We start from the raw sequence: 20,030 nt of genomic DNA on the forward strand, positions 1-20,030 counted from the left end.
TATTGGTGGAGGCTTAATATGGAGAGATGGAAAAAACTCAATGTACTTGTAAGCTTAGGAGGTTTAGCATTTTTTATAATAAGTTTATTATTTGTTAGGTACAATCCTTTAATACTTTGCTTAGCGGCATTTGGGTTAGGTGTTGCATGGAAAGGTTTTAAGAATATTTATAAAAATGTAGATCCACCTAATAAGGAAAAAGCATCAAATCCTTATGATAAAAACATAGTAAAAAAGAAAAAAAAGAAAAGAAAAAGATAATTATTCATAAAGCCATAGTATATTATTACTATGGCTTTATATTTTTAATAAATAAGTTGAGATATAAAAAAATATATATGTATTTCTTGGGAAATATATATTACATATATAAATAAGACGTATTAAGAATAAAATTATTATATGTTTTAAATAAGGAGGTTTATATGGATGATTATATGATTGATGCAAAAGTTCAACATAAACTATGGAAAAGAGAAATGAAAAAGAAGGTATCCTTAATAAATAAGATAGCATCAAAAACGCAAAAAAAGTTTAATAGTATGTTGCCCCGAAAATACCATGAAATATTAACTAATGCAGTTAAAACCATGGTAAAAACAGTATTATTTGGATATAAGTATATTACTAAAGATCCTCTTAATCATATTTCCATAGAAGAGAGAGAAAAAATTGTTAAAAGTAAAATAGATTTCTATAAAAAAACTGCTATGGCAGAAGGTCTTGCTACAGGAGCAGGAGGTTTTATATTAGGATTGACAGATTTTCCATTACTACTTAGTATAAAGGTGAAATTATTATATGATATTGCTGCAATTTATGGGTTTGATGTGAGAGATTACAAAGAGCGATTATATATACTTAACATTATTCAGTTAGCTTTTTCCTCTCAAAGTTATAGTAAGGATGTTTATAATAAAATGGAAAAATGGGATGAGTATTCATATAATTTACCAGGGAATATTAATGATTTTGACTGGAAATCATTTCAACAAGAATATAGAGATTATTTAGACTTGGCTAAGTTGCTTCAATTAATGCCTGTTATAGGTGCAGCTGTGGGCTTCTATGTTAATGGAAAGTTGCTTGATAAATTAGGAGATGTAGCAATAAATTCTTATCGTATGAGATTAGAAGAATTTAAGTAAGTAATATAATAAAAACTTGTATAAGTTTAAGTAAAAATCGTCAAACATAGTGTTGTTAAACGATGTTTGACGATTTGATTATATAGCAATTATTTAAATTTCTTTAAGTGAAATAATTGAGTTATTAGGTAAATAATAAGTATTTTCCTTGTCATAATTACTTTTATGATAGTCAGAACCTGAATTTGATAATGTTGGTGCTATAGTAATTGAATTATCGTCAGAATCAACTATTTCTCCAACTATAGGAACTGAACTTAAATAAGTATTTACTTCAACAGGTTTTTGTAAAAAATTATTATATGAATTATTATTATCCATTATTTTCACTCCTTTTAAGTAATAAAATGTAGATATAGTAATATTATTAAATTTTTCTGACAATATATTCACTATAAAAGAAAAAATGAATTAAAGAATCTATTTGGAATAAATAAATTGATAGTAATGGCTAAAAAATAGAATGATTATAGTATAATTAAATTAAACTATTTATAAATAGGGGATGTTTATAATGCAATGATCCATAGAAGGTTTTCATGAGAGTACATATCTGGGGAAAATGAAAGATTCAAAAAATGATTTTATTTACATTGATTTTTGTATTATATTTTTTATTGTTTTTAAATATGTAAATATACCATTATTCTTAGGTTAATTGGTAATGGGGGAAGATAATGAATGATATTAGTTTGATAATTTATGCTTTATTTATACAGATAAATTTCAAGCTTTAAACAATATTAATATTAGTTTAGATAAAGGAGATTCTTTAGATATAGTAGGCTCTAATGGAGCAGGAAAATCAACGTTGTTGTTACGACTTTGTGTAAGTTTGATGCCATTGCAACAATAATAGCTATGAAGCCATTAATACTAATAATGGACGAACCTACAGCAGTTCTAGATCCAAAGGGTTAATAAATTTATTAAATAAGGAACTTATAGAAAAAGTAATTTAGGGTTGCCATTATCTATATAAAATATGGGTGATTTGAATAAGTTGAAAAATGAAGATACAACTTACGAAATTATAATATTAAAAGAGTTGAAGAATACTATTTTAATAAAAATATAAAAAAATAAAGAAATAAATTTTTGATTTATTTAATAGGAGGTAAATATGAACAGAATAAAAAATATTACATCATTGGTAGAAACAAAATTTATAAGTTTATATAATGTTAAATATTTAAATAAAAATAACGAAGAGAAAAATTGGACAGTTGCATCAAGAAAGAAAAAAGAAGTATTAGAAGGCATTTATCTTCAAAATAAAAAGGATAAAGTAGATGCAGTAATAATATGTGCATATCATAAAGAAAGTGAAAAGTTAGTTGTAATAAAAGAATTTAGGGTTCCAATAAATAAATATATTTATGAGCTGCCAGCAGGACTTGTAGATAGTGATGATGAAAATTTTGAAAGTGCTGTAATAAGAGAGTTAAAGGAAGAGACAGGTTTAGATGTAATCGAAATAAATAAAGATCTTAGTTGTAACCAAGTATATTTATCACCAGGAATGACAGATGAATCTGCAGCCTTTGTTTATTGTATATGTGAAGGTGAGATAAGCAGTGAGTTTTTAGAAGATGATGAAGATATCGAAGCAGTTTTAGTTTCAAAGGAAGAAGCAAAAGAAATAATAAAAAATAATCATACTTCTTTAGATATTAGAGTCTATTTGGCTTTACAGTCATTTTCAATTTTAGGAGAAAAAATGTTTTTATAATTCATTAAAGAATTCATAATCCCTCCATATTTTTAATATATAAAAATATGGAGGGATTATTGTGCCTTATGATAAAAAAATAGCCATTGTGTATAAAACTAAATATGGATGTACTATGAAATATGCTGGATGGTTAGCCATAAAACTAAATGCAGATTTGTACGAAATATCTGACGTTGGAAGATGGGATTTATTAAAATATAAAACAATTATATTTGGTAGCCCCATATATAATTCTAAAATATGTTTGGCAGACTATATAGAAGAAAAGTATCAGATTTTGAAAAATAAAAATATAGTTTTATTTTGTGTTAGTATGAATATGCAAAGTAGGGAAGATATAGTTGAACATAATTTTGAAGATGAAGAAATTAAAAAACAAATGAAGTTCTTTTTCTTGCAAGGTTGTATTGATTTTAATGATTTAACAAGAATAGATAAAACAAAATTCAAAAAGAGCATAAATAAAAATCAATCTTTTGAAATGATAAAATTAGAAAAATATAGGTGTATTGATAGAAGTAATAAACGAACTATAATGCCAATAATTAATTATGTTTTAGACAAAACATACTAGAAATACATACAGTCTAATGTATTATTTTATTATAAACTGATAATAATATATACGATATTGAAATTTATATTTGGAGGTAAGAAATGAAAGCATATGTAGATAAAGACTTATGTATAGGATGTGGTGTTTGTCCATCTGTATGTCCAGAAGTATTTGAAATGGGTGATGATGGTTTATCTCATGTAATAGTGGATACTGTTCCATCAGGTTCAGAAGATGATGCTAAGGATGCAGAAGAAAGCTGTCCAGTAGATGCAATAAAAGTTGAATAGTACTTATTTAAGAGTTATCAAATTTTGATAACTCTTTTTTAGTTAAAAATTTTGTTTTCTACAGTGCTTATAGGGTATAATAAAAAGTATAAAAATACTGGGGGAGATTTATGTGCTATACATATATAATTAAATGCAAAAATAATACTCTATATACAGGTTATACTACAGATATAATAAGGCGTATGGAAGAACATAAGCAAGGTATTAATTCTAAATACACTAGAGCTAATGGTTTTGATAAATTAGAGATATTTTTTGAAATTGATAATAAAAGCCAAGCTATGAAATTAGAATATTATATTAAAAAATTAAGCAAATCTAAAAAAATATGGATAATAAATAATCCGGAATTGTTTATAGATGAAGTTAAAGATAAATTTTCAATAAGAATAGGAAAAATAAATAAAAGTTGACAATTTTTATAAAAGTATTATAATGAAGTTGAAAGTAAATAAATTGCTAGGGGCGCCATTGGCTGAGAGGTTTATACCAACCCTTGTACCTGATCTGGATAATGCCAGCGTAGGAAAGCACCATGAATTTTATAACCATACAAGGGTTTTAAATTTGTTTATATTATGCTATGCCTACGGGTATAGCATTTTTTTATGCTCAGAAATTATATAACATTGAAAATAGAGGGAGTAAAGATATGAAAAATTACAAAATACCAACTTTAACAATTGCAGGCTCAGACTCATCTGGAGGGGCAGGAATACAAGCAGACTTAAAAACATTTTCAGCTATAGGAACCTATGGAATGAGTGTAATTACAGCTATTACAGCTCAAAATACACAAGGGGTTTTTTATGTAGAAGAACTTAGCTCAAAAATAATTAAGGAACAAATAAAAGCTGTATGTGAAGATATACAACCAAAAGCAATAAAGGTAGGGATGGTATCTTCTCCAGAAATAATTAAAGATATAGTTGAATCATTAGAAAAATATCCTTGTAAATATTTAGTTGTGGATCCGGTTATGATCTCTAAAAGTGGATATTCACTTCTTAAACCAGAAGCTAAAGATAATTTAATTAAATATCTTATACCTAAGGCATATATAGTAACACCAAATATTCCTGAAGCTGAGGAAATAAGCAATATAAAAATAAATACAGTTGAAGATATGAAAAAAGTAGGTAAAGCAATTCTTGATCTAGGATCTAAATTTGTGCTTATGAAAGGTGGTCATTTAGATGGAGATTGTGTAGATGTATTAATGGGAGAAGACACTTTTGAGGTTTATAAATGCGAAAGAATTAATAAGAAAAATACTCATGGAACTGGGTGTACTATATCTTCTGCTATTACATCTCACTTAGCATTAGGATATGACATCAAAGAATCAGTAAAACTTAGTAAAGAATATATTACAGAAGCCATAAAGCATAGCTTTGATATAGGTCAAGGAGTAGGACCGGTACATCATTTTTATAAATTTGATTAAACATAGGGGGATATTATGTATAAATTATTAAAAAAAGTTAAGGAAATAAATCCACTTGTATTACACTATACAAATAATGTTACTATAACAGATTGTGCTAATACAACACTAGCTATAGGGGCAAGTCCACTAATGAGTTTTTCTTATGAAGAAGTGGATGACATAGTTAAAGTTTCTAGCAGTGTAGTTATTAATATTGGAACTATGAATAGTGAACTACTAGATTTATATGTATTAGCTGGAAAAACTGCAAATAAGTACAATAAGCCAGTTATATTAGATCCAGTAGGAGTATTTGCTACAAAGGCAAGAACCGATTTAACTAATAAATTATTAAATGAAGTTAAATTTGATGTAATAAGAGGCAATATATCGGAAATTCAGTTTATAGGTGGATTAGATGTTAAAGGGAAAGGTGTAGATTCTTTTGATGATGGAAGTGATGCATCATTTATTGTTAAAGAGGTGGCTAAAAAACTTGAGTGCGTTGTTGTTGCTTCAGGAAAGACTGATGTAATCAGTGATGGAGATAAAATTTATAAAATAAGTAATGGAACACCAAAACTTAAATTTATAACAGGTACAGGTTGTATGAGTACATCTTTAATAGGAAGTTTTTTACCATGTGCAGAAGAGAAAATAGATGCTGCAGTAATGGGAACTTTAGTAATGTCTCTTTGTGGAGAGTTAGCTAATAGAGAAAATCCATCAATAGGAAGCTTTAAAACAAGACTATTTGATGAAATGTTTATTTTGAATGAAGATACTTGCAATAAATATGGAAAAATTGAGTTAGCACAACTTAAATTTTCATTATAGCAGAAAGGGGGACGCTATGTTATTATCAGATTATTTATTTAATGAAAGTAAGAAAATATGGGATGAATATTTAAAACATCCTTTTATAGTAGAAATGGGAGAAGGAACTTTAGACAAAGAAAAATTTAGAGACTATTTAGTTCAAGATTATTTATATCTTCTAGACTATGCTAAAGTTTATTCCATGGGATTTATAAAAAGCAATGACGTAAAGCATATGAAGTTTTTTAAAGATAGTGTAAATGGAATTATGGAAGATGAAAGTGCTACACATATAGCTTATTTAAAAGAGCTAGGTGAAGATATTAAAACACTTCAAAGACATAATATAAAATGGGAAAATGAAAACTATACTAATTTTATGAAAAGCATAGCATTAACAGGAGATATTCAAGATTTAATAATAGCAGTACTTCCATGTGCGTGGAGTTATTATTATATAGCTAAAGAAATGAAAGAAATATATAAGGACAATTTAGAAAATAATTATTACGCTGCATGGATAGAGTCATATTCTTGTGAAGAATATAGAATGTGTGCCAATGAAAATATAGATTTGGCAAACGAACTTTGTAAAAATATAGACGATAATAAAAGAGAAAAACTAAAAGATATTTTTATAAAAGGTAGCTTATATGAAATGGCATTTTGGGATATGGCTTACAAGGAGATGAGGTAATGATAAATACATTTATATTAGGTTTATGTTTAATACCTGTAATATATTATATATCTAAACTTAAGGACTTTAAATTAAATACAAAAACAATGGTGATAATAGCTTTGTTTGCAGGTGTTCACTTTGTTTTATTAAAAATACAATTTGTTCAATATCCTCAAGGTGGAGGATTTAATTTACTTGCATCCTTACCTATACTATTAGTTGGTGTTTTATATGGACCAACAATAGGTATGACTTGTGGTTTAGTGTCAGGAGTAATAACTTTAATAGGTGGAGAGCTATTTATAGTCCATCCAGCTCAATTTTTATTAGACTACATACTTCCAACAATGTTATTAGGTTTAAGTGGAATATGTGGTTCACAAAAGAGAAGTAAAATATTCTTAGGATGTTTAATAGCAGTAGTACTTAAAGTCACAGTGCATGTAATATCAGGTTGTGTATATTTTTATGAATATGCACCTGATGGTTGGAGTCCTTTAGCCTATTCTTTAGTATATAATTTAACAGGAGAAGGAATAGAGGCATTTTTAAGTTCTTTAGTTATAACAATAATTCCTATAGGAAAAATTATGAAAATGGCTAATATAACTACACTAAATAAGGTAAGTTAAGGAGATTATTATGGTAGATAAGAATAAGTTAAAAAAATCACTTAAATTATATTTAGTAACAGATTCAGGTTTGTTAAAAGGAAGAGATTTTTATAAATGCATTGAAGATGCTATTAAAGCTGGAGTTACCATGGTGCAACTTAGAGAAAAAGATGCCGATGGTAAGAAGTTTTTAGAAAAAGCAATAAAGCTTAGAGAACTTACTAAAAAATATAATGTTTCATTTATTGTTAATGACAGAATAGATATTGCTTTGTTAGTGGATGCTGATGGCGTTCATGTTGGTCAAAGTGATATAGATGCTGTATCTGTAAGAAGATTAATTGGTGAGAATAAAATTATAGGAGTATCAGCTAGAACTGTTGAAGAGGCTGAACAAGCTAAAAAAGATGGAGCTGATTATTTAGGTATTGGCTCAATGTTTTCAACAAGTACAAAATTAGATGCTAAAAATGTTTCTTTTAATACTCTAAATGAAATAATAAAAAAAGTTAATCTGCCATTTGTTTTAATTGGGGGGATAAGCCTGAAAAATGTACATGAGCTAAAATCATTTAATCCAGATGGATATGCTCTTGTTTCAGGCATATTAGCAGCAACAGATATAGACTCTAGAGTGAAACTATGGAATGATAAAATATAGATATATGGAAATGACCTAGAAATAGGTCATTTCTTTATGTTATAATGAACTTGAAAAAGGATATATGTTTTAGCAATAAGTTATAAAGGGGAAAGTAAATGGATCAATTAAATTCAACAAAAAACAGAATATCTTCTGTTGCATGGAAATTATTTTATGAACAGGGATATGAAGCAACGACAGTGGATCAAATAATAAATGAATGTGGCATATCAAAAGGAAACTTCTATCATTACTTTAGCGCAAAGGATGATTTATTGAATACATTATCAGATATATTTGACGAAGAATACACAAAAATAATGGGTAATCTAAATGAGGATATGAATAGTTTCGATAAGCTTATAGCAACTAGTAAACATTTATTTCGATTTATAGAAGAAAGTGTACCAGTAGAATTATTGTCTATTTTATATTCATCACAAATTGTTAAGAAAGGCAAAAAGCATTTACTTGATCAACAAAGAGTATATTATAAAGTTTTGCAACAAATAATAAGTGAAGGTCAAAGTAGAAATCAAATAAGAAATGATAAATCATTTTGGGAGTTAGCTAAAATTTATGCTATACAGGAAAGAGCAGTTTTATACGATTGGTGCATTTGTGAAGGAAATTATCCTTTATCTTCTTATGGTATTGAACTTTTAGAAATGTTTTTAAAAGACATTAGAATAGATTAACAAGGATGGTAAATATGAGCAATATTAATATTAAACTCACTAGAGAAAACTTTAATTTTAAATTTAAGCAATATGAAAGCATGTATTTTCATGCTGAAATAAACCCTAATAGTGAAGTTGTAAAATATAAAATTACTAAAGATAAAGATGGAAATGAGTTAAAGGAGTTTGGAAATACCCATATAAAGGACAACATGATTTATATTCCTCAAATTGAGGCATATATTGACCTAAATAAAATAAATTAAAAGAGAGAGAATTTATTCTCTCTCTTTTAATTTAAATCTAAAGTTATTTCTGAAATTACATTTTCAGGATTTTCTATAACAAATTGAGGTAATACTTCATAGTATTCACGATCTATAAATCTTTCTATTTCTTCAACTTGTTCAATTTCTTTTTCAGTTATAAATAATACTATATTTGAATTTTGTATAATATTTTTAGATAATTTATTTATTATACCTTTTTCATTTTGGATTTCATAATTTACAATTATTCCAAATTTAGATCCTGCTTCTTTAAGAAGCTTCCCACTTAATTCATTATCACATATTGCAGCTATTTTTATATTCATTAGTTTATACCTCTTTTTAATAAAGTAAATATAATTATAATATATTGCTAAGAAATTTCAAGTTTTATATTAGTATAAATTTACGCACTTATAGGAGAAAATCCTTCCCCGAATACTTCGTGTACATCACTAACTATAATAAAAGCATTTTTGTCAACTTTTTTAATTAATTTTTTTAGATGAACTTCTTGATTTTTATTTACAACAACTATTAGTACACTTTTATTACTATCAGTATAACCACCTTTTCCCTCAAGAATTGTTATGCCTCTATTCATATCATTTACAATAGCGTTTTTTAGAGCTTCCTCTTCATTTGTTATTATCATAAAACTCTTAGAATAATCAAATCCCGCAACAATAAAGTCTACCATTTTTACTATAACATATAAACTAATTGCAGAATATAAAGCTGTTTCTAAGTTTTTATTAACTATACCAGATGATAGTACAACAAGTCCGTCTATAAATACTAAGCATTTTGATATTGGAATGCTTGGTATTGCTCTGTTAACCATTAAGGCTATTAAATCTGTTCCCCCAGTGGAACCATCAACTCTAAATATAATTCCAAGTCCAAGACCGTTAAGTATACCTCCTGTTATTGCTGATAGTAAAACATCATTTGTTACTGAAATTTGAGAAAATGAAGATGTTATTTCTATACATCCAGATAGTAGTAACATTCCGAATAAAGTTTTTATAGCATCTTTTTTCCCTAAAATCTTAATTGAAAACACTATTAGAGGTATACCTAAAATTAACATTATTGTCGACACAGATAAACCGCTAACTTTACTTAAAACTACAGATAGACCGCTTAGGCCACCTGGAGCAATAGTATGAGGACTTAAGAATATGTTTATACCACAACTTAGTAGTATACATCCCACTATCATACCTAAAACTTCTGTAATCATATTTTTTAAATTATTTTTCATTTATATCCCTCCATAAGGTCTATTATAACAAGTAAAATAGAATTTTACTAATGGTTTGAAATAATATGTAATATTAACTTTATTCTGAAAATACAAATAAGTGCAAAAAATATAAGATGCATATTATGCTATTAAATTTACAAAAATTTATAAAAATACTTAAGATTTTCAGTTATAATGATATTTAAGTATAAAATTTAAGGGGAGAAATAATATGAAAAAGTACATTGCAGGATTTAGGAGCAATAATTCTAAGAAGAAAAAGAAAGCTAGTATATATTATTTTTTAACTACATTGCTTTTTCTTTTAGGAACATCCAAAGATATAAGTGATATATCGCTTTATTTACTTCTTTTGATGACACCATCATTAGTTTGTAATTTTAAAGCTTTTATTAAAAAAATAAAAAACAAAAAGAAAAAAGAAATATTTCTACATACTTTAATATGTTATTTAATTACTTTGTGTGTTTTCATAACCTCAACACCCAATATAAATGAAGCAATAGCTGATTCGCAATTATTATCGGAAACAATCAACAAAATTTCTTTAACCACTAATAAAAAAGAAAAAAAATTAAGTAAAGAAAAAGACGGGGATGTAATATCTAATGTTTATGAAGGCCAACTACATTTTATAAATACGGGAAATTCAGATGCCATACTTATTAGACAAGGTGGAGAAGCAGCTCTTATTGATGGGGGAGACAATGATGATGAAGGTACTGTTGTTAACTATTTAAAAGATATAGGTGTTAAAGAACTAAAGTATGTTATAGCTACACATCCAGATGCTGATCATATAGGAGGATTAGATGCCGTAATTAATTCAATACCTGTAGAAACTGTTTATGTGAGTAATGGTGATGCTAATACAAAAACTTATTCAGACTTTATTAATGCAATGTCTAGTAAAAATTTATATCCTAGTGTGCCTTTATTGGGTGCAGAGTTTTATTTAGGAACATCAAAATTTAAGGTATTATCTGCCGCAAATTTAAATAATCCTAATGATAATTCAATAGTTTTAGAATATTTAAATGGAAATGATAAAATGTTACTTATGGGGGATGCTGGTACAGATATTGAAAGGATTATAGATGTAAAAGAAGTTGATTTAATTAAAATAGGTCATCATGGTTCCAATACTAGTTCTGATATTGATTTTATAAAAAAAATTAATCCCCAATATGCAGTAATAACTGTTGGAAAAAACAATAGATATGGTCATCCTAATAAAGAAACTATGCAGACTTTAAAAAAAGAAAACATAGAAGTTCATAGAAGTGATGAATGTGGTAATATTTTATTTAAATCAACTGGAAATGGCTTAATAGTTAATTGTGTGAAAGGAAGTTACAATTATGGTCGTTAATAATATGTCTTATAAGATGCAATAGAAAAATACATTTATAATATTTTTATATTATAAATGTAATAAATCATAAGGAAAGTTTATGGTTAGCATGAAAAAGTCAAATGCATAAAATGCTGATACTTTATTTATTTTTAATATAATGGTGGTATAATAATTTACATACTTAAAGCCGGCAATTAAATAAAGTGTAAATAAAATATATGTAGAGGTGATTAAATGAATCAGTATTTAGATAAATTAGAAAATTTACACATAGGAATTAGTGGTACTTGTTTAGCATTTATAACACTGAGTAACTGTTGGTTAATAAAGGATATAAATTATTTAAAACCATTATCAATAATATTAGCAGTAATAATGTTGTCTTTGATGTTAATTAGGTTTATTAAATTTCCTAAAACAATGTTAAAAGAACTTAGAGACCCAGTTATGGGAACATTTTATCCTACATTTGGTATGGTAGCCTGGTTAGTATCAGCTTATTTTTATTCTCATGCACCAAGACTTTGTTCGTATTTATGGTTAGGGGCAGCTATCTATCATTACTCTATAGCAATTTACTATACAATAATAAGAATTAAAGAAAGAGACTTTAGCAATATAATGCCTACGTGCTTTATTATATATACAGGCATGATAACAGGAAGTGTTGCCAGTGTTGGAATGGGTGGAATAATACCTTCTATAGCTCACTTTATGTTAATGTTTGGATTTACTTTCTATACAATATTATTACCAGTAGTTTTATATATCGTATTTAAAAGTGAAATACTAGATGATAAAAAACTTCCTACTGTAGGTATTATTTGTTCACCAGCGCCATTAGGTATAGTTGGTATATTAGCAATAGAGTCACAACCAAACATGTATATGTTAATATGGTTAATTGTAACAGGATTAATACTTTTAGGTGTTGTTTATGGATATATTATTAAACTATTTAAAGATGGTTTTAAACCATCTTATGCAGCATTTACATTCCCTTTGGCAATTGCAACTTTAGCAGCTTATAAATTATCAACTTTCTTTGTATCAACAGGACATGCAAGTTTAGGACATGTATTTAGTGCTTTAGGCAATGTGGAAATATTTATTGCGACTTATGTAGTTTTCTTCGTTTTATTAAACTTTATAAATATGTTTATTAAAGCAATAAACTCTAAGGTAGGAAAATTCATCGAAAATGAAGAAAAAATAATTGGCAAAGCTATTTATGAAAATAATGTTAATGAAATGTAATAATAACTATTCAAATAAACCTCTTAAGACTTAATTTATAAAAATAAGTTTTAAGAGGTTTTATAGTTAAAATAGGTTGAAAAATTTAAACACTAATAAACATACTAAAACAAATAATGCTACTTTAAAAATCATAGATGTGAAAACTTTTAATAGTTTAAAACCAATTCCTATGACAACTACTAAAAGACAAATTTTTAATAATAAATTTAAATCCATATGAATTCCTCCTGTAATATAGAATATTATATTGTCAATGTATATATAATATATTTTTTTTACTAATTAATCAAGTTTTTCATTTTTTGCATAATAAAACTAATTATAAAAATAATATAATAGATGGATAATGCAAACATAAAATTACATCTTTATTACAATTTTGAAAAATTATTCATGAAGTACACACAATGTAATATAATATTTATTATTGGAATTATTATATTAAAATAAATAGGAGTAAGAAAGATGATGAGTTCAAAATTTTCTTTTGGAAAAATTAAAGATTTGCCTAAAGAATCTGGCTTGACACATAAAAAGGCTGTTATCTTAGAAAAGATGGGAAAAGTAGATGAAGCAATTGAATCATACAAAGTCTCAGCAGAAGAAGGAAATGTCAAATCACAATATTCATTAGGGAAGATATTTTTAAACAAAAAGCAATACCATGAAGCAGAAAGATGGTTTTCTATGGCATTTAAAAATGGCCATGAGAATGCTGCTTATGATTTAGGTAATATGTATTATGACCTAGAAGGATATGAGTATGCATTATATTGGTATGAAAAAGTTGCAATGGAAGGAAATGTAAAGGCACAAAATAACCTTGGGGTAGTTCATTATAAACTAGGTGATTATTCAAGAAGTGAAAAATGGTTAAAAATAGCGGTAGATGATAATTTAGGTAGTGCATGCTTCAATTTAGGTATTTTGTATCTTCATTTAGAGAAAGAAGAAGAAGCTATAGAATACTTTAAGAAAGGATCCGTGTTACTTTCCGATGATTGTAAATATAATTTAGCTGTTTTACATAGAAAAAACGATAATGAAAAGAATGCTATCTCTATGTATAAGCAATTATATCGTTCAGCTCATGCAAAGGGATGTTATAATATGGGATTAATAATGGAAATAAATAAGGATGAAAGTGAATCCGAAAGGTACTATTTGAAAAGCTGTAAAAGTGAATTTGCTAAATCGCAGTATAGACTAGGGTACCTATATGATAGACAAGATAAAAGAGATGATGCAATTGAGTATTACGAAAAAGGTATCGAGCATGACAATCCTTTGTGTAAATTTAGATTAGCTAATTTATGCAATAGAGAAAATGAAATCGAAAGAGCTAAGATGTATTATGACTTGGCATCTAATGATATGGTAGAAGCTAAAAATAACTTGGCTGGACTATATTTTGAGGAGAAAAACTACGATAAAGCTATAAAAAACTATGATGAAGCAATAGTAGATGGATGCAAAATAGCAATAGAGAATATTGGTGATTTGTATGATCAAATTGGAGATATAGAAAAAGCTATTTCCTATTATCAACGAAATTCTACTCTTATATCTTGTCAAATAAAACTGGGGGATATTTTTAGAAGAATTGATAATATTGATGAGGCTATAGTTTGGTATCAAAAAGCATTTGAAAACAATGATATTTATTCTGCTTATTCTTTAGGATTAATATATGAGGAGTTAGAAGATTATGAAGAAGCTAAAAAATATTTCATTTTTGCCGTTGAAAATAATCATTTAAATAGCCGTATTCATTTAGGAAGAATATATTATAATGAAGGAAATTATGAAGAAGCAAAGAATATGTTTGACATAAGTGCAAATGAAAATAATATATACTCTCAAAATATGCTAGGTTTAATCTATGAAAATTATTACAATGATTATACGAATGCAAAATATTGGTATGAAAAGTCTAAAGAACAAGAATGTGTTGAATCAATTTACAATTTAGGTCAGCTTTCTCTTAAGTTAGGAGAAATAGATGAAAGTGAAAAATACTTTATGGAAGGTTTAAGAAAAGAAGACAAAAATTGTGAATATATGCTAGCATATTTATATTATGAAAAAAGTAAAAGTATATTTAAAGAATTAAGTGAAGGCGATTATGGAAATAGTGAAAAAATTTATAATGAACTTTTAGAGCTAGATGTAGATAAAAATAAAAGACTGATTGCAGCCTTCCAAGAGGTATTGGATGAAGATGAAGAAGAATATATACCTCAGTATATTTTAGAAGTAAATGAAAACCTAGAAAATGAATTTGAAGATATTGAGTATGAAATGAAAATAGAATATTAAAAATAAAAGGTGCTTAAATGAAAATCCATATAAGCACCTTTTTATATTACAAATAAATTATTAAACACTTTTATATATTAAGTTAAAAAATCAATACTAAAAGTACATTTACAGTAGCTTGTTTTTAGATAATAGTATTGATAATATTAAACAAATAATTGCTGAGATAAATAGTATTATCCAAAATCCATTTGGATCATTTGAAAATGGGAGATCCTCTACGTTCATACCAAAATATCCTGAAATCATTGTAGGTATTGATAAAATTAGAGTTACAACGGTTAATAGTTGCATTACATTATTTTGATTATTATTAACAATAGCACTAAAAGCATCCATGATTCTACTAAGAATATCGCCATAAATAGATGCCATTTCAAGTGCCTGTCTGTTTTCTATAATAACATCTTCCAATAAATCCTCATCTTCAGAATACTTTTTTATTGTAGAGGTACGAAGCATCTTGTTTAAAACTAGTTCAATTGCTTTTAACGATGTAGAAAAATACACTAAGGATTTTTCTAGTTCTAATAATTGAACAAGTTCTTTGTTTTTCATAGACTTGTGTATTTCACGTTCTATTGCTATTGTCATTCTATTAATTCTTCTAAGATATAATAGATAATAAGTAGCATTTTTGTGCAAAATTTGAAGTATGAAACGAGGCTTCTTATAAGTATAAAACTCCTTAATATGACCAGCAATAAAGTCATTTAAAATCTTACTCTGAGCAGTACATACAGTAATTATTGAATTACTAGTTAATATTATTCCAAGAGGAATAGTAGAGTAGTGAGCAGAGTCAGAGTCAGACTCGTCTATGGGAATATCTATTAAAATTAATGTATGATTATCCTCAACGTCAATTCTTGAACGTTCCTCTTCATCAAGAGCCGCATTGATACTATCAATATCTATATCAAATCTATCTGAAATATATCTTATTTCTTCATGACTTGGTTCAACAAGATTTATCCAACAACCTTCTTCAAAGTCGTTAAGTTTTTCTAGTTTTGTCTCAATTGTTTTGTAATATCTTATCATGGCAACACATCCTTTATTCAGTTTTATATATTGGCACTTAATGATATCTATTAAAAGACCAATATATAAAAAGGGAATTAGTCATAAATAGATATTATTAAGTGATTAAAAAGTCTTACAGTCCGAAACAAGAGTATCGGAATACTGTCCATTTTTCATCACTCTCCTTTATTATTGAAACATCTATTATATATTAATAATTTTCTTAAAATAAATCAATACTTGAAAAAAATTATGATTAAAAATAATAGAACTATCTTATATTATAAACCTTTTAAAAAAAATATAAAATCCTTTTTATAAAAATTTATTATTTGACAAAATAAATTTGCTCAGATAGAAAAAGATATAATCTTAAAAATTATATCTTTTAATGGATGAAGGTATACACAAAAGTGTGTAGGCCTTTAAATTACATATTAAGATTAACTATTCTATTATATTTATAACTGTACCTTCAAAATCACAATGTAAATCTTTAATTTGCCATTTGTTTTCTAAAGTTTCTAAATAGGATTTCATCTCAGGTAAAAAATTTTTATCATCATCAGAAGTTAGGGACATTATAGTTGGGCCTGCACCGCTTAAAAATGTGCCTAAGCAATTTAATTTATTTGAATGACTAACAATTTTATCATAGTCATTTATCAAAGGACTTCTATATTCTTGATGAAATTTATCTTTACATGCTACTTTTAGTAACTCTAGATTATTATTCATAAAAGCTGTAACTAAAAGAGTTGCTCTTGAAACATTAAAAACACCATCATTATGATCTATTATTTTTGGCAGTACAGATCTTGCTTTTTCTGTTGAAAGCTTAAAATTGGGAATAAGAGCGCAAAACCTTAATTGTTTAGGGACTTTGATAGTATCGTAGTATATTTTTCCTTTTTCCACAAATGATACGATCATATTTCCATATAGAGCAGGAGCAACGTTATCAGGGTGACCTTCAATTTCTGTTGCTAATTTTAATATTTCCTCTTTATTTAAATTTGATTTGCTAAGATAATTGGCCCCCACAAGTCCTGCTATAATACATGTTGCGCTACTTCCTAGACCTCTACATATAGGTATTTCGTCTGCAATTTTTATTTTAATACCTTTTGGGATAATACTAGGTTTAATTTTTTTAAAAAAATATTGCATTGATTTGTATACCATATTATCTTCATTAATATATTCTTTCTCTTTTTCCTCGATTATAATACCTTCGTCTATTTCTTCAAAATAAAATTTATTATATAAATTTAAAGCTACTCCGAGGCAATCGTATCCTGGACCAATATTTGCACTAGTAGCTGGAACTATTACTTCTAACATATTATCACCTACACCTTTAAAATATTTTTGATTTCTTTCTTTAATTCATACTTCTCGCAATTTCTATTGTGTAAAATTTTAGCGTTTTTTAAATTTTTTATCGGTAATGGAATATTTGTATTAGTTTCTAAACTAAGACTATCTAAAATATTAAACTCATCTAGATTTTCAATATTTTTATCTAAAGAAGATAATACGTCTTTGCTGAATTTATAAGGGTTTGCAGTAGAAACTATTACAGTAGCTATATCCTCAAAATTGTTTTTTCTGTATTTTTCATAGGCAGTATAAGCCACACATGTGTGTGTATCTATTAAATAATTATTTTCCTTGAAGACTTTATTAATATTTTCTTTGACTTCAGATTGCGTTGCATATTCTCCATGGAATGTATTTAAGTTTAGTTTCATATTTTTATCTATTTCATAAAAACCTTTATTATTTAAGTTGTATATTAGAGAATTAACCCTACTACAATCTCGGTTAGTAATTTCAAATAAAAGTCGTTCTAAATTGCTAGATATTAATATATCCATAGAAGGAGATGTTGTTAGATGAAGAATTCTATTCTTGTCATATTTGCCAGTTTCAAAAAAGTCATAAAGTACATTATTTTCATTGGAAGCACAAATTAATTTATTGACGGGCAATCCCATAAGCTTAGCGTAATAAGCTGCTAAAATATTGCCAAAATTACCTGTAGGTACTACGAAATTTATTTGATCACCTAACTTAATCTGTTTATCTCTTACCAAATTTAAGTAAGAATAAAAATAATAAACAACTTGAGGTAATAATCGACCAATATTTATAGAGTTTGCAGAAGATAGTATATAATTATTTTTTAATAATAATTTACTGAATTCTTCATCACTAAAAATATTTTTTACTCCAGATTGGGCATCATCAAAATTGCCATTTATTGAAACTACATAAGTATTATTTCCTTCTTGAGTTCTCATTTGAAGTTTTTGTATATTACTTACACCATCCTCTGGGAAAAAAACAATTATTTTAATTTTATCCAAGTCTTTGAAACCTTCCAAAGCAGCCTTACCTGTATCACCTGATGTTGCAGTTAAAATAACTAAGTCTTCTTTAATGTTATTTTTTTTAAGTGATTTTTCTAGAAGATGTGGCATTAGTGTCAAAGCCATATCTTTAAATGCACATGTAGGTCCGTGATATAATTCTAAAAAATAATGATTATTAATTTTTTTAGTAGGTGCAATTAGTTTTGTGTCAAATTTATCATTATAAGCATTATTAATACATGACTTTAATTCTTCTTCGGTAAAGTCATCTAAAAATAGTTTTAAAATTTCTAAGCATAGTTCTTTATAGGTAAGCCCAATAAATTTATTAAATTTACCTGCTAAGTTGGGAAACTCTGTTGGCACATATAATCCACCATCTGAGCAAAGTCCGTTTACTATAGCTTTTGATCCCTTTATTTTTTCACTACATCCTCTTGTACTTATAAAGTGCATATTTGTACCTCCTCATAAATTATGTTTTTTGCAATAAAAAAACTCTCATCCCTAAAAAAGGGACGAGAGTATATTCCCGCGGTTCCACCCGAATTGATTAAAAAATCCACTTGTTACATATAACGTATGTAAATCGTCTATTCTTACTAAAATCAAAAGATAACTTCAGAATGAAGCTCCTAGGTAGTTTTCAATATTTCTAATTAAGGAAATCTTTCAGCCGATGAATTTCCCTCTCTGGTAACCGATTAAAATTTACTCTTCCTAATCACAGCTTATTTATATTAAATTTATTATAAATTCTAACTAAAGTATTTAAGAATGTCAAGAAAAATTACAAAAAAATATGGAAAAAGATTCTATTTATATTAGAATGTTACAAAGTCTTAACTCTTTACAAAGTGAAAATATGGTATTATATTATTATTCTTAAGAGAAATTAACTAGTATTTTGTATAAAATAATATAAGAAGAATTAGAATTCCTATTAAATTCATAAATTATTCATATTGGGGTATTATAATATTAACAAAAGGAGGAATTAATATGGCAATTGTACTTATAACAGCAGTATTAGTAGTAATAATGCTTGGATTATCATTTTTATCATACTTATCAGAGTTAAGTTTAATAGAAGAATAACTCTGAGCATAAAAGAATAAAATAGTTTTATCTATTTAAATATATGTAAAAAGATTGATTTTTAATCAATCTTTTTTTAGTATTATGGGTTACAATATATTTTACTTATTTGAAAAATAAATAATAGAAAATGTATGATTAAATTAAAAAGTTTTGAAATTAGACACAGGGGTATTAATGTTATATAAAATATATAATAAGGAGAATAAAAATGAATAAGTTAGTGAGAGTATGCCCTTTTTGTTCAAATATTGATGTTGATAAATTGAAAAAAACAATCGGTGAAGAGAATGTAAAGATAGGATGTGTAAGTGCCTGTAGAAGGGAAAAAACACACTTTTTTGGTAGAATTAATGGAGTTTATGTTATGACAAAAACTGAAGAGGAGTTTTTTGAACAATGTAAATAGTTATATTTTTTTGTGAATTTCCTATGTATAAGGGAAATAGCTGAA

25 protein-coding genes, 1 riboswitch and 1 other annotated feature are annotated in these 20,030 nt (G+C 26.7%); of the genes, 18 read left to right on the forward strand and 7 right to left on the reverse strand.

Annotation, left to right across the window (positions count from 1 at the left end; all coding sequences use genetic code 11):
• Nucleotides 1-18: 18 nt before the first annotated feature.
• A complete protein-coding gene (locus tag TEGL_RS09240; RefSeq protein WP_018591095.1) occupies nt 19-261 on the forward strand; it encodes a hypothetical protein in 243 nt (80 codons plus the stop codon).
• Nucleotides 262-425: 164 nt separating this feature from the next.
• Complete coding sequence (locus TEGL_RS09245; RefSeq protein WP_018591094.1) at nt 426-1,148, forward strand: EcsC family protein; 723 nt, start codon at nt 426-428, stop codon at nt 1,146-1,148.
• 93 nt (nt 1,149-1,241) lie between these two features.
• Here the strand turns inward: TEGL_RS09245 and TEGL_RS09250 are convergent, their stop codons facing one another.
• A complete protein-coding gene (locus TEGL_RS09250; RefSeq protein WP_018591093.1) occupies nt 1,242-1,469 on the reverse strand; it encodes a hypothetical protein in 228 nt (75 codons plus the stop codon).
• Nucleotides 1,470-1,926: 457 nt separating this feature from the next.
• Between TEGL_RS09250 and TEGL_RS19800 the strand changes: the two genes are divergently transcribed.
• From TEGL_RS19800 to TEGL_RS09305, 12 genes are all read left to right on the forward strand, one after another.
• Complete coding sequence (locus TEGL_RS19800) at nt 1,927-2,004, forward strand: hypothetical protein (RefSeq protein ID WP_278245127.1); 78 nt, start codon at nt 1,927-1,929, stop codon at nt 2,002-2,004.
• A gap of 267 nt (nt 2,005-2,271) precedes the next feature.
• Entirely contained in the window at nt 2,272-2,880 is a 609-nt protein-coding gene (locus tag TEGL_RS09255; RefSeq protein ID WP_018591092.1) for an NUDIX hydrolase, read from the forward strand.
• A gap of 61 nt (nt 2,881-2,941) precedes the next feature.
• Nucleotides 2,942-3,457 carry a flavodoxin domain-containing protein gene (locus TEGL_RS09260; RefSeq protein ID WP_018591091.1) on the forward strand — a complete coding sequence of 172 codons (516 nt, stop codon included), beginning with the start codon at nt 2,942-2,944 and terminating at the stop codon, nt 3,455-3,457.
• A gap of 83 nt (nt 3,458-3,540) precedes the next feature.
• On the forward strand, nt 3,541-3,729 hold the full coding sequence (locus TEGL_RS09265; RefSeq protein WP_018591090.1) for a ferredoxin: 189 nt from the start codon (nt 3,541-3,543) through the stop codon (nt 3,727-3,729).
• Nucleotides 3,730-3,839: 110 nt separating this feature from the next.
• A complete protein-coding gene (locus TEGL_RS09270; protein WP_018591089.1) occupies nt 3,840-4,145 on the forward strand; it encodes a GIY-YIG nuclease family protein in 306 nt (101 codons plus the stop codon).
• Nucleotides 4,146-4,183: 38 nt separating this feature from the next.
• Nucleotides 4,184-4,278, forward strand: a riboswitch (TPP riboswitch).
• A gap of 106 nt (nt 4,279-4,384) precedes the next feature.
• Nucleotides 4,385-5,179: a bifunctional hydroxymethylpyrimidine kinase/phosphomethylpyrimidine kinase gene (gene thiD / locus TEGL_RS09275; protein ID WP_018591088.1), complete on the forward strand. Its 795-nt coding sequence runs from the start codon at nt 4,385-4,387 to the stop codon at nt 5,177-5,179.
• A 15-nt stretch (nt 5,180-5,194) separates the two neighbouring features.
• On the forward strand, nt 5,195-5,998 hold the full coding sequence (gene thiM / locus TEGL_RS09280; protein ID WP_018591087.1) for a hydroxyethylthiazole kinase: 804 nt from the start codon (nt 5,195-5,197) through the stop codon (nt 5,996-5,998).
• 16 nt (nt 5,999-6,014) lie between these two features.
• Nucleotides 6,015-6,677, forward strand: a complete 663-nt coding sequence (gene tenA / locus TEGL_RS09285; RefSeq protein WP_018591086.1) for a thiaminase II — start codon at nt 6,015-6,017, stop codon at nt 6,675-6,677.
• A complete protein-coding gene (gene thiT / locus TEGL_RS09290; protein WP_018591085.1) occupies nt 6,677-7,294 on the forward strand; it encodes an energy-coupled thiamine transporter ThiT in 618 nt (205 codons plus the stop codon). The genes tenA and thiT overlap by 1 nt, the downstream gene beginning before the upstream one ends.
• A gap of 10 nt (nt 7,295-7,304) precedes the next feature.
• Nucleotides 7,305-7,937 carry a thiamine phosphate synthase gene (gene thiE, locus TEGL_RS09295; RefSeq protein ID WP_018591084.1) on the forward strand — a complete coding sequence of 211 codons (633 nt, stop codon included), beginning with the start codon at nt 7,305-7,307 and terminating at the stop codon, nt 7,935-7,937.
• A gap of 98 nt (nt 7,938-8,035) precedes the next feature.
• On the forward strand, nt 8,036-8,617 hold the full coding sequence (locus TEGL_RS09300; protein ID WP_018591083.1) for a TetR/AcrR family transcriptional regulator: 582 nt from the start codon (nt 8,036-8,038) through the stop codon (nt 8,615-8,617).
• Between the two features lie 23 nt (nt 8,618-8,640).
• On the forward strand, nt 8,641-8,865 hold the full coding sequence (locus TEGL_RS09305; RefSeq protein WP_026255114.1) for a hypothetical protein: 225 nt from the start codon (nt 8,641-8,643) through the stop codon (nt 8,863-8,865).
• 26 nt (nt 8,866-8,891) lie between these two features.
• On the opposite strand, the gene TEGL_RS09310 is transcribed toward TEGL_RS09305, so the two are convergent.
• A complete protein-coding gene (locus TEGL_RS09310; RefSeq protein ID WP_018591081.1) occupies nt 8,892-9,194 on the reverse strand; it encodes a hypothetical protein in 303 nt (100 codons plus the stop codon).
• Between the two features lie 80 nt (nt 9,195-9,274).
• Nucleotides 9,275-10,135 carry a YitT family protein gene (locus TEGL_RS09315; RefSeq protein WP_018591080.1) on the reverse strand — a complete coding sequence of 287 codons (861 nt, stop codon included), beginning with the start codon at nt 10,133-10,135 and terminating at the stop codon, nt 9,275-9,277.
• A 214-nt stretch (nt 10,136-10,349) separates the two neighbouring features.
• Between TEGL_RS09315 and TEGL_RS09320 the strand changes: the two genes are divergently transcribed.
• Nucleotides 10,350-11,510 (forward strand): ComEC/Rec2 family competence protein, encoded by a 1,161-nt coding sequence (locus tag TEGL_RS09320; RefSeq protein ID WP_018591079.1) that lies wholly within the window; start codon nt 10,350-10,352, stop codon nt 11,508-11,510.
• A gap of 219 nt (nt 11,511-11,729) precedes the next feature.
• Nucleotides 11,730-12,752 carry a TDT family transporter gene (locus TEGL_RS09325; protein WP_018591078.1) on the forward strand — a complete coding sequence of 341 codons (1,023 nt, stop codon included), beginning with the start codon at nt 11,730-11,732 and terminating at the stop codon, nt 12,750-12,752.
• A 66-nt stretch (nt 12,753-12,818) separates the two neighbouring features.
• Here TEGL_RS09325 and TEGL_RS09330 read toward each other — a convergent pair whose 3' ends face one another.
• On the reverse strand, nt 12,819-12,971 hold the full coding sequence (locus TEGL_RS09330; RefSeq protein ID WP_018591077.1) for a hypothetical protein: 153 nt from the start codon (nt 12,969-12,971) through the stop codon (nt 12,819-12,821).
• Between the two features lie 249 nt (nt 12,972-13,220).
• Here TEGL_RS09330 and TEGL_RS09335 point away from each other — a divergent pair, with 249 nt between their 5' ends.
• Nucleotides 13,221-15,074, forward strand: coding sequence for a tetratricopeptide repeat protein (locus TEGL_RS09335; RefSeq protein WP_018591076.1), 1,854 nt, complete (start codon nt 13,221-13,223; stop codon nt 15,072-15,074).
• Between the two features lie 108 nt (nt 15,075-15,182).
• On the opposite strand, the gene TEGL_RS09340 is transcribed toward TEGL_RS09335, so the two are convergent.
• From TEGL_RS09340 to thrC, 3 genes are all read right to left on the reverse strand, one after another.
• Nucleotides 15,183-16,118, reverse strand: a complete 936-nt coding sequence (locus tag TEGL_RS09340; RefSeq protein ID WP_018591075.1) for a magnesium transporter CorA family protein — start codon at nt 16,116-16,118, stop codon at nt 15,183-15,185.
• Nucleotides 16,119-16,547: 429 nt separating this feature from the next.
• On the reverse strand, nt 16,548-17,444 hold the full coding sequence (thrB, locus tag TEGL_RS09345; RefSeq protein ID WP_018591074.1) for a homoserine kinase: 897 nt from the start codon (nt 17,442-17,444) through the stop codon (nt 16,548-16,550).
• An 8-nt stretch (nt 17,445-17,452) separates the two neighbouring features.
• On the reverse strand, nt 17,453-18,934 hold the full coding sequence (gene thrC / locus TEGL_RS09350) for a threonine synthase (protein ID WP_018591073.1): 1,482 nt from the start codon (nt 18,932-18,934) through the stop codon (nt 17,453-17,455).
• A 55-nt stretch (nt 18,935-18,989) separates the two neighbouring features.
• Nucleotides 18,990-19,215 (reverse strand) — a binding site (T-box leader).
• Between the two features lie 572 nt (nt 19,216-19,787).
• On the opposite strand from thrC, the gene TEGL_RS09355 reads away from it, so the two are divergent.
• The gene (locus TEGL_RS09355; RefSeq protein ID WP_018591071.1) at nt 19,788-19,985 is read left to right on the forward strand and encodes a hypothetical protein; all 198 of its coding nucleotides are present in this window, start codon (nt 19,788-19,790) and stop codon (nt 19,983-19,985) included.
• Nucleotides 19,986-20,030 lie beyond the last annotated feature (45 nt).

The sequence above is a fragment of the Terrisporobacter glycolicus ATCC 14880 = DSM 1288 genome (assembly GCF_036812735.1).
Taxonomy (GTDB): Bacteria; Bacillota; Clostridia; order Peptostreptococcales; family Peptostreptococcaceae; genus Terrisporobacter; species Terrisporobacter glycolicus.

Coding starts and splice junctions, on each gene's coding strand:
- TEGL_RS09240 (WP_018591095.1), top strand. CDS start 19: ATGGAGAGATGGAAAAAACTCAATGTACTTGTAAGCTTAGGAGGTTTA.
- TEGL_RS09245 (WP_018591094.1), top strand. CDS start 426: ATGGATGATTATATGATTGATGCAAAAGTTCAACATAAACTATGGAAA.
- TEGL_RS09250 (WP_018591093.1), bottom strand. CDS start 1,469: ATGGATAATAATAATTCATATAATAATTTTTTACAAAAACCTGTTGAA.
- TEGL_RS09255 (WP_018591092.1), top strand. CDS start 2,272: ATGAACAGAATAAAAAATATTACATCATTGGTAGAAACAAAATTTATA.
- TEGL_RS09265 (WP_018591090.1), top strand. CDS start 3,541: ATGAAAGCATATGTAGATAAAGACTTATGTATAGGATGTGGTGTTTGT.
- TEGL_RS09270 (WP_018591089.1), top strand. CDS start 3,840: ATGTGCTATACATATATAATTAAATGCAAAAATAATACTCTATATACA.
- thiD (WP_018591088.1), top strand. CDS start 4,385: ATGAAAAATTACAAAATACCAACTTTAACAATTGCAGGCTCAGACTCA.
- thiM (WP_018591087.1), top strand. CDS start 5,195: ATGTATAAATTATTAAAAAAAGTTAAGGAAATAAATCCACTTGTATTA.
- tenA (WP_018591086.1), top strand. CDS start 6,015: ATGTTATTATCAGATTATTTATTTAATGAAAGTAAGAAAATATGGGAT.
- thiT (WP_018591085.1), top strand. CDS start 6,677: ATGATAAATACATTTATATTAGGTTTATGTTTAATACCTGTAATATAT.
- thiE (WP_018591084.1), top strand. CDS start 7,305: ATGGTAGATAAGAATAAGTTAAAAAAATCACTTAAATTATATTTAGTA.
- TEGL_RS09300 (WP_018591083.1), top strand. CDS start 8,036: ATGGATCAATTAAATTCAACAAAAAACAGAATATCTTCTGTTGCATGG.
- TEGL_RS09310 (WP_018591081.1), bottom strand. CDS start 9,194: ATGAATATAAAAATAGCTGCAATATGTGATAATGAATTAAGTGGGAAG.
- TEGL_RS09315 (WP_018591080.1), bottom strand. CDS start 10,135: ATGAAAAATAATTTAAAAAATATGATTACAGAAGTTTTAGGTATGATA.
- TEGL_RS09320 (WP_018591079.1), top strand. CDS start 10,350: ATGAAAAAGTACATTGCAGGATTTAGGAGCAATAATTCTAAGAAGAAA.
- TEGL_RS09325 (WP_018591078.1), top strand. CDS start 11,730: ATGAATCAGTATTTAGATAAATTAGAAAATTTACACATAGGAATTAGT.
- TEGL_RS09330 (WP_018591077.1), bottom strand. CDS start 12,971: ATGGATTTAAATTTATTATTAAAAATTTGTCTTTTAGTAGTTGTCATA.
- TEGL_RS09335 (WP_018591076.1), top strand. CDS start 13,221: ATGATGAGTTCAAAATTTTCTTTTGGAAAAATTAAAGATTTGCCTAAA.
- TEGL_RS09340 (WP_018591075.1), bottom strand. CDS start 16,118: ATGATAAGATATTACAAAACAATTGAGACAAAACTAGAAAAACTTAAC.
- thrB (WP_018591074.1), bottom strand. CDS start 17,444: ATGTTAGAAGTAATAGTTCCAGCTACTAGTGCAAATATTGGTCCAGGA.
- thrC (WP_018591073.1), bottom strand. CDS start 18,934: ATGCACTTTATAAGTACAAGAGGATGTAGTGAAAAAATAAAGGGATCA.
- TEGL_RS09355 (WP_018591071.1), top strand. CDS start 19,788: ATGAATAAGTTAGTGAGAGTATGCCCTTTTTGTTCAAATATTGATGTT.